Origin of the sequence: Microbacterium zouquanmingi (assembly GCF_052266695.1) — a bacterium.
In the GTDB taxonomy this organism is placed as follows: domain Bacteria; phylum Actinomycetota; class Actinomycetes; order Actinomycetales; family Microbacteriaceae; genus Microbacterium.
Genome location: NZ_JBQPQZ010000004.1, coordinates 14,266 through 25,769, shown reverse-complemented (window position 1 = coordinate 25,769; position 11,504 = coordinate 14,266). Strand labels below are relative to the sequence as shown.

The window sequence follows — 11,504 nt, the reverse complement described above, 5'->3', positions numbered from 1 at the left end:
CGTCGGGCTAATGTCGGGTGTCGTGCCCGGCATCCGGTGCACTCCACTCACCTGAGGATGACATGAACGACTTCGCGTCCACTCCCAAACTCACTCTTCTTCCGGCCGTAGATGTGGCCGGTGGCAAGGCGGTCCGCCTCACCCAGGGTGAGGCAGGATCCGAGACGAGCTACGGCGACCCGTTGGACGCCGCTGCCGAGTGGGTCGATCAGGGCGCGGAGTGGATCCACCTCGTCGACCTCGACGCTGCTTTCGGGCGCGGCAGCAACACTGCGGTCCTGCGCAAGGTGATCAAGCAACACCGTCACGTGAACATCGAGCTCTCCGGCGGGATCCGCGATGACGCGAGCCTCGAGGCCGCTCTGGAGAGCGGCGCAGCGCGCATCAACCTCGGTACCGCAGCTCTTGAGAACCCGGAGTGGGCAGCCGACGTGATCAGCCGCTACGGCGAAGCTGTGGCCGTGGGACTCGACGTGCGCGGCACCACGCTCGCCGCTCGCGGATGGACGAAAGAGGGCGGAGACCTCTGGGACGTTCTCGAGCGGCTCGAGGATGCCGGCTGCAGTCGCTACGTCGTCACCGACGTCACCAAGGACGGGACCCTGCGCGGACCGAACCTCGACCTGTTGCGCGAAGTGACCTCTCGTACCCCGAAGCCCGTCGTCGCATCGGGCGGGATCTCGAGCCTCGACGACATCATCGCGCTGCGCACGCTCGTGCCTCTCGGGGTCGAGGGTGCCATCGTCGGTAAGGCGCTCTACGCTGGCGCGTTCACGTTGGCTGAGGCGCTGGATGTCGCAGGCTCCTGACGACGGCGGCGACCACGGAAACACTGGCGATTCCGCCGGCGTCCCGTGGGAAGGGCGCAGTTTCGAGTCGAATCCGCATGCCGCGGACGACGGCTCCGCCGACCCGGCACTGCTCGCGGCTCTGCTGCGCTTTCGCGCGGGGGAGGGGAGCGAGATCGAAGTCGTGGATGCCTTCCGCAATGCGCGAGTGCTGATCCCGCTCATCGCTGAGAAGGGTGAAGAGGGCGTAGCCCCGAGCGGTCTGGCTGTCGACAAGACGCAAGAGCTGTCGATCGTGACGGTGTCGGCACCCGACGGGCGACGCGTCCAGCCGGTGTTCTCCTCCGTCGAGGCGATGCGGAAGTGGGATGCCGCGGCGCGACCGATCCCGGTCGAGGCCGTGCGTGCAGCACTTGCGGCATCCTCAGAGGACACCGATCTCATCGTTCTCGATCCGACCTCGCCGACTGAGTTCGTGATCCGTCGACCTGCGGTCTGGGCAGTCGCCCAGGGGCATGCCTGGGAACCGAGTCACCTCTCGCCCGAGGTGTTCTCAGCTCTCCAGGAGAGCGTTGCTCACGAACTGGCCGTGATCGATGTGTCAGTTGCTTCCGGTGACCCGGACGCGCGCTTGCATGGCCCTGAGCTCGTCGTCGTCCTTGAGCTCGTCGACGGCCTCGAACGCGAGGTCCTCGACGCAGTGCTGGCGCGACTCGCTCAGCGCTGGGCGTCCGATGACCGCATCGCGGTGCTCGCGGACTCGTTGACGGTCAAGCTCCGCCGCGCTAGTTGACCGGACCGGTCCACTTCTCGCCGGGCCCCTTGCCGATCGGGTCGGGGATGGTGGATGCTTCGCGGAATGCCAGCTGCAGTGAGCGTAGGCCGTCTCGCAGCGAACGAGCGTGCATGTCGCTGATCTCGGGAGCCGCAGCGGTGATCAGACCCGCGAGCGAGTTGATCAGCTTGCGCGCCTCATCGAGGTCCAGCTGCGAATCGGGGTCGTCGGCAAGGCCCAGCTTGACGGCCGCCGCGCTCATCAGGTGCACGGCAGTGGTCGTTATCACCTCGACTGCGGGAACATCCGCGATGTCGCGAGTGGCAGCGGATGCCGCGTCCTCTTGCTGCTGCCAGCGCTCGTTGCGCTCGTCGTGGCCATGATCATGAGCAGGAATCGTCACTTCGCCTTGCCTTCTGTTAGACTTTGGCGGGCTTCGGGGCGTAATGCTCCGAGTCGAAAGAGGATTCACTTCCCACCCGCGCTTGCCGTTCCAGGCTACCGGGTCTTGTACTCCGCCGGTTCACGCCGGTAGATCGGACGATGTCCGGTGTTCAGGGTGCGAAGCCGACGTCTGAATGTCGGCGGGTGGGTAGGCGTCTCCGTTTTCACGGTGCGTCGCAGAATGCGTCGCAGCGGCCAATCCCATCGTCTAAGGAGTTCCGCATCAGCGATCCCCGTACCAATGAGCGCATCCGCGTCCCCGAGGTCCGCCTCGTCGGCCCCGCGGGTGAGCAGATCGGCGTTGTCGCCATCCAGGTCGCGCTCCGCCTCGCGCAGGAAGCCGACCTCGACCTCGTCGAGGTTGCCCCCAACTCGAAGCCGCCCGTGGTCAAGATCATGGACTACGGCAAGTTCAAGTACGAGGCTGCCCAGAAGGCGAAGGAAGCTCGCCGCAACCAGGCGAACACGATCCTCAAGGAAGTCCGCTTCCGACTGAAGATCGAAGCTCACGACTACACGACCAAGCTCAAGCGCGCCGAGGGCTTCCTCAAGGCCGGCGACAAGGTCAAGGCAATGATCCTGTTCCGCGGTCGTGAGCAGTCCCGCCCAGAGCAGGGCGTCCGTCTGCTGCGCAAGTTCGCTGAGGACGTCGCCGAGCTCGGCACTGTCGAGTCCAACCCGACGATCGACGGACGAAACATGGTCATGGTGGTTGCACCCCTCAAGAACAAGTCCGATGCGAAGGCCGAGCAGAATGCTGTCCGTGTCGCGAACAAACAGGCTGCTCGTGACGCACGCACGTCCGACGAGTCTGAAGAAAAGCCTGCGGAGTAACGCCGCACTCACACTCCCGCATTGCGCGGGTTGACACCGTCGCCTGAAAAGGCGCCACACGAAGGAAGAGAAGATGCCGAAGCAGAAGACCCACTCGGGTGCTAAGAAGCGCTTCAAGATCACTGGTAGCGGCAAGCTGAAGAAGCAGCAGGCCGGTATGCGCCACAACCTCGAGCACAAGTCGAGCCGCCGCACGCGCCGCCTCAACCAGGACCAGGTGCTCTCGAAGGCCGACACCAAGGTCGCGAACAAGCTTCTCGGCCGCGGCTGAGCGCGACGCAAGCACGAATAGGAACACAGGAAAATGGCAAGAGTCAAGCGGGCGGTAAACGCCCACAAGAAGCGTCGGGTCATCCTCGAGCGCGCCAAGGGTTACCGCGGTCAGCGTTCGCGCCTCTACCGCAAGGCCAAAGAGCAGGTCATCCACTCGCTGGTCTACTCGTACCGTGACCGTCGCAAGCGCAAGGGCGACTTCCGTCGTCTGTGGATCCAGCGCATCAACGCTGCTGCCCGCCAGAACGGCATCACGTACAACCGCTTCATCCAGGGCCTCGGCCTCGCGGGTGTCCAGGTCGACCGTCGCATGCTCGCTGAGCTCGCGGTGAACGAGCCGGCAACCTTCGTGTCGCTCGTCGAGACGGCCAAGAAGGCTCTGCCTTCGGACGTCAACGCGCCGAAGTCGGCAGCGTAAGCTTCCACTCGCGAACGGGTGCTCTCCTTCGGGAGAGCGCCCGTTCTGCATTCACCCGCCCGTATCCGTAGACTGAGCACGTGCTGGAGAATCCGCGGTCCCCCCGTGTCCGAGCCGTTGCGAAACTCACCAAGCGCAGCGCACGAACAGATACTGGTCTCTTCCTGCTCGAAGGCCCGCAGGCGGTCCGTGAGGCGCTCTCATATCGCCCGGATGCCATCGTTGAACTCTTCGCGACGCAGACGGCATGGGAGAAGCACGCTGACCTGCGTGCAGCGACCGCCGAGCAAGGTGTGCGCGTCGAGTTCGTCACAGATGACGTGCTCAGTGCGATGGCCGACACTGTCACACCTCAGGGTGTGGTCGCCGTCAGCCGCCAGATTCCCACGGCACTGGACGATATCTTCGCGGCTTCTCCCCGACTGGTCGCGATCTGTGAAGAGGTGCGCGATCCCGGCAACCTCGGCACGATCATCCGCGCAGCGGACGCGGCAGGCGCGGATGCTGTCGTACTCACCGGACGCACGGTCGACCCCTACAACCCGAAGGTGGTGCGCTCCACGACAGGTTCGCTGTTTCACCTCCCGGTGTCCATCGGCGGGGATCTCGAAGACGTGGTTGAGCGTGCACACGCGGCGGGCCTCATCATTCTCGCCGCGGACGTGAAGGGCGATGACCTGCTCGCCGCACGCGCCGAGGGGGTGCTGACACAGCCGACAGCGTGGTTGTTTGGCAATGAGGCCCGCGGCCTTGAAGAGTCGTCCCTGGCGTTTGCCGACCATGTGCTCAAGCTGCCGATCTTCGGGCGAGCGGAATCGCTCAATCTCGCTACAGCGGCGAGCGTCTGCCTGTACGAGAGCGCCTTCTCCCAGCGGGCCGCTGACGGCGACTGAGAATATCGGTGGGTTACAAGTGTGTAACCCGCACGTGCTGGCCCTGGTTCCCGAGCCGGTGTGCTTCTAGTGTGGGGGAATGACCCAGACTGGCGCGCCACTTGTCGTGGTGGACAACGTTCAGAAGCACTACGGCGATTTTCAGGCCCTGACCGATATCAGCCTGACGGTGCATTCGGGCGAGGTGGTGGTCGTGATCGGGCCATCCGGCTCAGGAAAATCGACGCTCTGCCGCACGATCAACCGTCTTGAGACGATCACGAGCGGCACGATCTCGATCGACGGCAATGAACTGCCCGCAGAGGGCAAAGGCCTCGCCAAGCTGCGCGCCGACGTCGGCATGGTCTTCCAGTCGTTCAACCTGTTCGCGCACCTGACCATTCTCGAGAACGTCACTCTCGGACCGATCAAGGTCCGGGGGTTGTCGAAGGCGAACGCCGAGAAGGAGGCGATGGCGCTCCTTGAACGCGTCGGCGTGGCCCAGCAGGCGTCGAAACTGCCCGCACAGCTCTCCGGCGGACAGCAGCAGCGTGTCGCGATCGCCCGCGCCCTGGCGATGCACCCGAAGGTCATGCTCTTCGACGAACCAACCAGCGCCCTCGACCCCGAGATGATCAACGAGGTCCTCGATGTCATGGTGCAGCTGGCGAAAGAGGGGATGACGATGATCGTCGTCACTCACGAGATGGGCTTCGCGCGCAAGGCAGCTGACCGTGTGGTGTTCATGGCCGACGGTCAGATCGTCGAAGAGGCGACTCCGGAAGAGTTCTTCACGAACCCTCAGAGCAGCCGCGCCAAAGACTTCCTCTCCAAGCTCCTCACCCACTGATCTCTTCTCATACACAGCACCCAGCACACGAAGGAGACGCAATCATGCGACGCACACGCACACTGGCGGGAATCGGAATCGCCGCGGCAGCGCTGTTGGCCCTGACCGCCTGCAACAGCGGCACGCCGACGGAGCCGGGCAGCGACGGCGGAGACGCCAGCGCAGAGCCCTCTACCTGGTTCGAGGTCGCCAGCGATGTCCAGCTCGAAGGCAGCCCGACTTTCGACGAGATGGTCGAGGCCGGCAAGGTCACCATCGGTGTCAAGGAAGACCAGCCGAACCTCGGCTACCTCGATGTCACCACCAACGAACGTGCCGGCTTCGACATCGACATCGCTCGGTGGATCGCGGCATCCCTAGGCTTCGACGAGGAGCAGATCGAGTACAAGCCGATCGCGTCGGCCAACCGTGAGCAGGCGATCGTGAACGGTGACATCGACTACTACGTCGGCACCTACTCGATCACTGACAAGCGCAAGGAGCAGATCGACTTCGCTGGTCCCTACTTCATCACCGGCCAGGGCTTCCTCGTCGGCGTAGACAGCGACATCACCGATGTGAAGGATGTCTCCGACTTCAACGGCAAGACCGTGTGCTCGGCGACGGGTTCCACCCCGATCCAGAACATCAAGGAGAACTACCCCGAGATCAAGACCGAGGAGTACGACCTGTACTCCGCGTGCGTCGAAGACCTCATCAACGGCAAGGTCGACGCCGTCACGACCGACCAGGCGATTCTGATCGGCTACGCGGCCAAGTACCCGGACGAGGTCAAGGTCGTCGGCGAGCTATTCACCGAGGAGCGCTACGGCGTCGGACTCCCGAAGGGCGATACTGTCCTTCTCGACCACATCAACACCCTCTTCACCGATGGCGGCGACATCTGGCAGGCAATCTTCGACAAGAACCTCGGTTCGTCGGGAATCGAAGTCGAGCAGCCTGCTGTCGACTGAGTGATCTCAGGGGCGATTCCATCTTGGGATCGCCCCTCTCAACCTTCTGAAGGGGAGGACGACGCGTGGACGTCATCTTCGGGAACCTCGATCTCTGGGGCGACGCCTTGGGCAACACCCTCTTGGTGTTCGTCTTCGGCGGCATCATCGCCCTTGTGCTCGGGCTGATCATCGGCGCGATGCGCGTCTCCCCGGTCCCGGTGGCGCGTGCAATCGGGACGGCCTATGTCAACATCATCCGCAACACCCCGTTGACGCTTGTCTTCTTCTTCTTCGTCTTCGGTTATCCCGTGCTCGGGCTGCCGAACCTCTCCAACACCGTGCTCGGCATCCTGGCGATCGGCATCTACACCGCCACCTACGTCGCCGAGACTCTGCGCGCCGGCATCAGCACGGTCCCTGTTGGCCAGGCCGAGGCGGCCCGAGCGATCGGCCTTCCATTCGGACAGGTGATGTCGCTGGTCATCCTGCCGCAGGCCTTCCGCTCCGTCGTTCCGCCGATGATGAGCGTGTTCATCGCGCTGCTGAAGAACACCACGGTTGCCGCAGGATTCTCGATCGGTGAGCTCGCGGCCCTGCGAGCGACGATCAACGACTCGCATGATCGAGCGGGCAGCCCGATGGAGGTTCTCCTCTGGGTCGCCGTCATCTTCGTCATCATGGTGCTGCTCATGAGCTGGGTCCAGCGCTATCTCGAGAACCGATGGAGGATCGCGCGATGACTTCTGTCCTCTACGACGTCCCCGGCCCGCGGGCACGGCGACGCAATGGCCTCCTGGCGATCGCGACTGTCGTTCTCGTCGCCGCCGTTGTCGGCTTCCTCATCTACCGCATGGCTGTCTCTGGACAGTTCGCGCCGGCGAAGTGGTACGTATTCACCTTCTCCACGGTGTGGGAGCAGATCCTCGAGGCGCTCGGGAACACACTTGCTGCCTTCGCCGTCGCCGCGATCCTCAGCCTCACGCTTGGCTTCGTCCTTGCGATCGGGCGAGTTTCCGACCACGCGTGGGTGCGCGTTCCTGTCACTGCGATCACCGAAATCTTCCGCGCCGTGCCGGTGCTGGTCATGATGATGCTGCTGTACTACGGCCTTCCGAGCATCGGCATCAAGATGGACCCGTACTGGGCTGTCGTGATCGCACTCATGGTCTATAACGGTTCCGTGCTGGCCGAGGCTCTGCGTGCGGGTATCGAGTCGCTTCCGCGGGGTCAGAAGGAAGCAGGCTACGCGATCGGGCTTCGCAAGAGCGGCGTGATGCGACTGATCCTGCTGCCTCAGGCGATCCGCGCAATGCTCCCGGTGATCGTGGCTCAGCTCGTCGTCACGATGAAGGACACCGCGCTCGGGTTCATCATCACCTACCCGGAGCTGTTGTACTACGCCAAGCTGCTCAGCTCGCAGGAGGGGCGTCCGATCCTGCAGTCGGCAATCGTCATCGGTGGCATCTACATCGTGATGTGTCTGATCCTGTCAGGCATTGCGAAGTGGGTCGAGATCAAGACCCGTCACTCGCCGAAGCTGAAGGTCATCGCCGCAGACAACGCCGCGGTTATGCACGAGGGGACCGACACCGAGATCATCGCGGCCCAGAAGGGCACGGGCAAGTTCGACGGGAACAGCACCGGCGGGGGAATCTGACGCACACCCCCGGTAGACTCGGTTCTCGTGTCAGACGCTCCAGAAATCACTCCAGAGGCGGTGGAATCCGCCGTCGCCGCCGCTCTCGACGCGATCGGTGCCGCCGCCAGCACCGCAGAGCTGAAAGCCGCCCGCGCCGCGCATGTCGCAGAAGGGTCGCCGCTGGCGGTTCTGAACGCATCGATGCGTCAGGTTGCGCCCGAGCACAAGGCCGCCTTCGGCAAGCTGATCGGCCAGGGCCGCGGCCAGGTCACTCAGGCTATGGCGGCGAAGGAGACGGAGCTCGCTGAGGCAGAGCTGGCTGCGCGGCTCGAAGACGAGCGCGTTGACATCACCGCCGTCGCATCGCGCACGCGCGTCGGAGCGCGGCATCCGCTGCCTCTGCTGCAGGAAGAGATCTCTGACATCTTCGTCAGCATGGGCTGGGAGGTCGCCGAAGGCCCCGAGCTCGAGCACGAGTGGTACAACTTCGACGCTCTGAACCTCGATCCTGACCACCCGGCGCGGCAGATGCAGGACACCTTCTACGTCGACCCCGCGAGCCGCCATCTGGTCATGCGCACGCAGACGAGCCCTATCCAGATGCGCACGATGCTCACCCGCGAGGTGCCGATCTACGTCATCTCACCCGGCCGCGTATTCCGCACCGACGAGTACGACGCCACCCACCTGCCGGTCTTCACTCAGGTGGAGGGCCTCGTGGTCGACGAGGGCATCACGATGGCGCACCTCAAGGGCACCCTCGATCACCTCGCACGCCAGCTCTTCGGCGCCGAGGCGAAGACGCGCCTGCGCACCAACTTCTTCCCGTTCACCGAGCCGTCGGCGGAGTTCGACCTGTGGCACCCCACCTTCAAGGGCGGCGCCCGCTGGATCGAGTGGGGCGGCTGCGGCATCGTCAACCCCAACGTGCTCCGGGCGGCGGGAATCGATCCCGAGATCTACAGCGGGTTTGCGTTCGGGATCGGCGTTGAGCGGGGACTGATGTTCCGCAGCGATGTACAGGACATGCGCGACATGGCCGAAGGCGATGTGCGCTTCAGCGAGCAGTTCGGGATGGTGGTGTGATGCGCGTCCCGCTTTCGTGGTTGCGTGAGTACGTCGAGATGGCACCGGATGCCACGGCTGAGGACGTCTTCGCCTCGCTGGTGTCCGTCGGGTTCGAAGAGGAAGAGCTGCACGGCTTCGAGATCGAAGGCCCTGTCGTCATCGGGCAGGTGCTCTCCTTCGAGGAGGAGCCGCAGAAGAACGGCAAGACCATCCGCTGGTGCCAGGTCGACGTCGGTGAGGAGAACGGTGGGGTCCGCGGCATCGTCTGCGGTGCCGCCAACTTCGCCGTCGGGGACAAGATCGTGGCGACTCTTCCCGGCTCGACCCTCCCGGGGCCGTTCCCGATCGCCGCGCGCAAGACCTACGGGCATGTCTCTGACGGCATGATCGCCTCCGCTCGAGAGCTCGGACTCGGCGATGAGCATGACGGCATCCTGATTCTCTCCTCGCTCGGCCTTGACGCACCGGTCGGCACCGATGCGATCGCGTTGCTGCACCTGGACGACGAGGCCGTCGAGATCAACGTCACGCCTGATCGTGGCTACGCATTCTCGATCCGTGGTGTGGCGCGCGAGTACTCGCACGCCACCGGCGCCGACTTCCGCGATCCCGCAGCCCACGAGTGGGATGACGTGCAGCCTGGCACCGGGTTCCTGCTCGCCGTGGATGCAGAGCCGATCCGTGAGGGCAAGCCGGTGCAGGAGTTCGTTGCGCGCGCGGTGCGCGACGTCGATCCCTCCCGCCCGACGCCGCCCTGGATGGTCGCGCGCCTGTCGCTCGCCGGCATCCGTTCGCTCGGCATCCTCATCGACATCACCAACTACGTGATGCTCGAACTGGGAAACCCGATCCACGGTTACGACCTCGACAAGCTCTCCGGTGGCATCACGGTTCGCCGTGCCACCGCGGGGGAGAAGCTCACGACGCTCGACGGGCAGGAGCGCAAGCTCCACGTCGAGGACCTGCTGATCACCGACGAGTCCGGTCCGATCGGGCTCGCCGGGGTCATGGGCGGCGGCACGACCGAGATGACGGATGCCACGCGCAACGTGCTCATCGAGGCCGCGATCTTCGACCCGATCTCGATCGCCCGCTCCGCGCGCAGGCACAAGCTGCCCAGCGAGGCCTCCAAGCGCTTCGAGCGCGGGGTCGACCCGCTGATCCCGTTCGTCGCGGCCAAACGCGCAGCCGACCTCATGGTCGACCTCGCCGGCGGACGGATCGACGAGCTCGGCGGCGCGCTGTACGGCGAGTTCGAGATCGCCGGCATCGACCTGCCAGCAGAGTTCGTCCCTGGGCTCATCGGTGTGGACTACACCGATCAGGAGATCGTCGACGCGCTCGAGACGATCGGCGCGGAGGTCACTGAGACTGCTGAAGGATGGCAGGTCATTCCGCCGAGCTGGCGGCCAGACCTCACCGACAAGTGGACGCTGGCCGAAGAGGTTGCGCGCATCCACGGACTCGACCGCATCCCCTCCGTGCTGCCGGTGCCGCCGGCAGGGCGCGGCCTTACCGCTGCGCAGCTCGGTCGTCGCCGTATTGCGAACGCGCTTGCGGCTGCGGGACTTGTCGAGACGCCGACCTTCCCGTTCACGACCGATGCGCTCAACGACCTGCACGGCTCCGTCTCGGGGGAGAAGCAGCCCAGCATCAAGCTCGCGAATCCGCTCGATGGCCAGGTACCGTTCTTGCGCCGTTCGCTCGTGCCGACGCTGCTGCCGACCGCGCACCGCAACATCGCGCGCGGCCTGACCGATGTCGCGATCTTCGAGATCGGCGCGGTGTTCCTGCCTGAAGCCGGAGTCTCGTACGGCACCGATGACGTGCCGCCGCTCGGTCAGCGCCCCTCCGTTGACAAGCTCGCAGAGCTGAACGCGTCGATTCCGGCGCAGCCGCGTCACCTCGCGGCGCTGTTCACCGGAAACGTCACGCCGCGCCAGCCCGGTCGCGAGGCAGAGGCTTACGGCCTCACCGAAGCACTGGATGCCGTGCGCGTCGTCGCTGTCGCGGCCGGCGTGGACATCGATGTGGCCCAGGGCAGCCGTGCCGCGCTGCACCCCGGACGCGCGGGCGTGCTGAGCGTCGCAGGCACCGAGGTCGGATACGTCGGAGAGCTGCACCCGAACGTGGCTGCAGACGCCGACCTTCCCGGTTGCGCGGTCGTGTTCGAGCTCGACCTCGACGCTGTGCTCTCGCTTGCTGGTGACCGGGTCGTGGCAGCATCCCTGTCGCGCAACACCGCTGCCACGCAGGATGTCTCGCTCGTCGTTCCCATCGACGTCACCGCCGCTGACCTGCGCGCTGCGCTGGTCGAGGGTGCGGGTGAGCTGCTCGAATCCGCTCGCCTCGTCGACGACTACCGCGGCCAGGGCGTGGATGCGGGGCACAAGAGCTTGACCTTCGCGCTCCGCTTCCGCGCTGCCGACCGCACCCTCACCGCAGCCGAGGCGACCGACGCGAAGCTCGCCGGTGTCGCCGTGGCGACCGAACGGTTCGGCGCAAGCATCCGGGACTGACCGCGGGTCAGGTGCAAAGCGATTCGCAGAGCAAATCGCAGAGTGGAGAGGATGGTCGCACGACCTCCTGCGGTGGGTAGCCTAGGCAG

At 65.0% G+C, this 11,504-nt stretch carries 13 protein-coding genes; 12 read left to right on the top strand and 1 reads right to left on the bottom strand.

The features are described from left to right. Nucleotides 1–62 precede the first annotated feature (62 nt). Together priA and ACTU6U_RS09550 are read left to right on the top strand one after the other, a co-directional pair. Nucleotides 63–809 carry a bifunctional 1-(5-phosphoribosyl)-5-((5-phosphoribosylamino)methylideneamino)imidazole-4-carboxamide isomerase/phosphoribosylanthranilate isomerase PriA gene (gene priA / locus ACTU6U_RS09555; protein ID WP_443468888.1) on the top strand — a complete coding sequence of 249 codons (747 nt, stop codon included), beginning with the start codon at nt 63–65 and terminating at the stop codon, nt 807–809. Further along, nucleotides 793–1,581: an SseB family protein gene (locus ACTU6U_RS09550; RefSeq protein ID WP_443468887.1), complete on the top strand. Its 789-nt coding sequence runs from the start codon at nt 793–795 to the stop codon at nt 1,579–1,581. The genes priA and ACTU6U_RS09550 overlap by 17 nt, the downstream gene beginning before the upstream one ends. Here ACTU6U_RS09550 and ACTU6U_RS09545 read toward each other — a convergent pair. Then, the gene (locus tag ACTU6U_RS09545) at nt 1,574–1,966 is read right to left on the bottom strand and encodes a DUF1844 domain-containing protein (protein ID WP_443468886.1); all 393 of its coding nucleotides are present in this window, start codon (nt 1,964–1,966) and stop codon (nt 1,574–1,576) included. The genes ACTU6U_RS09550 and ACTU6U_RS09545 overlap by 8 nt on opposite strands. A gap of 239 nt (nt 1,967–2,205) precedes the next feature. On the opposite strand from ACTU6U_RS09545, the gene infC reads away from it, so the two are divergent. The 10 genes from infC to pheT all read left to right on the top strand — a co-directional run bounded on the left by infC (nt 2,206) and on the right by pheT (nt 11,415). After that, nucleotides 2,206–2,841: a translation initiation factor IF-3 gene (infC, locus tag ACTU6U_RS09540; RefSeq protein WP_443469230.1), complete on the top strand. Its 636-nt coding sequence runs from the start codon at nt 2,206–2,208 to the stop codon at nt 2,839–2,841. 73 nt (nt 2,842–2,914) lie between these two features. Continuing rightward, nucleotides 2,915–3,112 carry a 50S ribosomal protein L35 gene (gene rpmI, locus ACTU6U_RS09535; protein ID WP_087133207.1) on the top strand — a complete coding sequence of 66 codons (198 nt, stop codon included), beginning with the start codon at nt 2,915–2,917 and terminating at the stop codon, nt 3,110–3,112. Nucleotides 3,113–3,145: 33 nt separating this feature from the next. Further along, nucleotides 3,146–3,532 carry a 50S ribosomal protein L20 gene (gene rplT / locus ACTU6U_RS09530; RefSeq protein ID WP_417510501.1) on the top strand — a complete coding sequence of 129 codons (387 nt, stop codon included), beginning with the start codon at nt 3,146–3,148 and terminating at the stop codon, nt 3,530–3,532. Between the two features lie 80 nt (nt 3,533–3,612). Beyond that, nucleotides 3,613–4,425, top strand: coding sequence for a TrmH family RNA methyltransferase (locus tag ACTU6U_RS09525; protein ID WP_443468885.1), 813 nt, complete (start codon nt 3,613–3,615; stop codon nt 4,423–4,425). Nucleotides 4,426–4,504: 79 nt separating this feature from the next. Then, on the top strand, nt 4,505–5,254 hold the full coding sequence (locus tag ACTU6U_RS09520; protein ID WP_443468884.1) for an amino acid ABC transporter ATP-binding protein: 750 nt from the start codon (nt 4,505–4,507) through the stop codon (nt 5,252–5,254). A gap of 44 nt (nt 5,255–5,298) precedes the next feature. Then, entirely contained in the window at nt 5,299–6,207 is a 909-nt protein-coding gene (locus ACTU6U_RS09515) for a glutamate ABC transporter substrate-binding protein (RefSeq protein WP_443468883.1), read from the top strand. A 65-nt stretch (nt 6,208–6,272) separates the two neighbouring features. Further along, entirely contained in the window at nt 6,273–6,929 is a 657-nt protein-coding gene (locus tag ACTU6U_RS09510; protein ID WP_443468882.1) for an amino acid ABC transporter permease, read from the top strand. Beyond that, nucleotides 6,926–7,846 carry an amino acid ABC transporter permease gene (locus ACTU6U_RS09505; RefSeq protein WP_443468881.1) on the top strand — a complete coding sequence of 307 codons (921 nt, stop codon included), beginning with the start codon at nt 6,926–6,928 and terminating at the stop codon, nt 7,844–7,846. The genes ACTU6U_RS09510 and ACTU6U_RS09505 overlap by 4 nt, the downstream gene beginning before the upstream one ends. Before the next feature lie 27 nt (nt 7,847–7,873). After that, nucleotides 7,874–8,914 carry a phenylalanine--tRNA ligase subunit alpha gene (gene pheS, locus ACTU6U_RS09500; RefSeq protein ID WP_443468880.1) on the top strand — a complete coding sequence of 347 codons (1,041 nt, stop codon included), beginning with the start codon at nt 7,874–7,876 and terminating at the stop codon, nt 8,912–8,914. Beyond that, nucleotides 8,914–11,415 carry a phenylalanine--tRNA ligase subunit beta gene (pheT, locus tag ACTU6U_RS09495; protein WP_443468879.1) on the top strand — a complete coding sequence of 834 codons (2,502 nt, stop codon included), beginning with the start codon at nt 8,914–8,916 and terminating at the stop codon, nt 11,413–11,415. The genes pheS and pheT overlap by 1 nt, the downstream gene beginning before the upstream one ends. Nucleotides 11,416–11,504: the final 89 nt, after the last annotated feature.

Bases quoted from the DNA above. Each gene is read 5' to 3' on its own strand.
- priA (WP_443468888.1), top strand. From the start codon at position 63: ATGAACGACTTCGCGTCCACTCCCAAACTCACTCTTCTTCCGGCCGTA.
- ACTU6U_RS09550 (WP_443468887.1), top strand. From the start codon at position 793: ATGTCGCAGGCTCCTGACGACGGCGGCGACCACGGAAACACTGGCGAT.
- rpmI (WP_087133207.1), top strand. From the start codon at position 2,915: ATGCCGAAGCAGAAGACCCACTCGGGTGCTAAGAAGCGCTTCAAGATC.
- rplT (WP_417510501.1), top strand. From the start codon at position 3,146: ATGGCAAGAGTCAAGCGGGCGGTAAACGCCCACAAGAAGCGTCGGGTC.
- ACTU6U_RS09520 (WP_443468884.1), top strand. From the start codon at position 4,505: ATGACCCAGACTGGCGCGCCACTTGTCGTGGTGGACAACGTTCAGAAG.
- ACTU6U_RS09515 (WP_443468883.1), top strand. From the start codon at position 5,299: ATGCGACGCACACGCACACTGGCGGGAATCGGAATCGCCGCGGCAGCG.
- ACTU6U_RS09505 (WP_443468881.1), top strand. From the start codon at position 6,926: ATGACTTCTGTCCTCTACGACGTCCCCGGCCCGCGGGCACGGCGACGC.
- pheT (WP_443468879.1), top strand. From the start codon at position 8,914: ATGCGCGTCCCGCTTTCGTGGTTGCGTGAGTACGTCGAGATGGCACCG.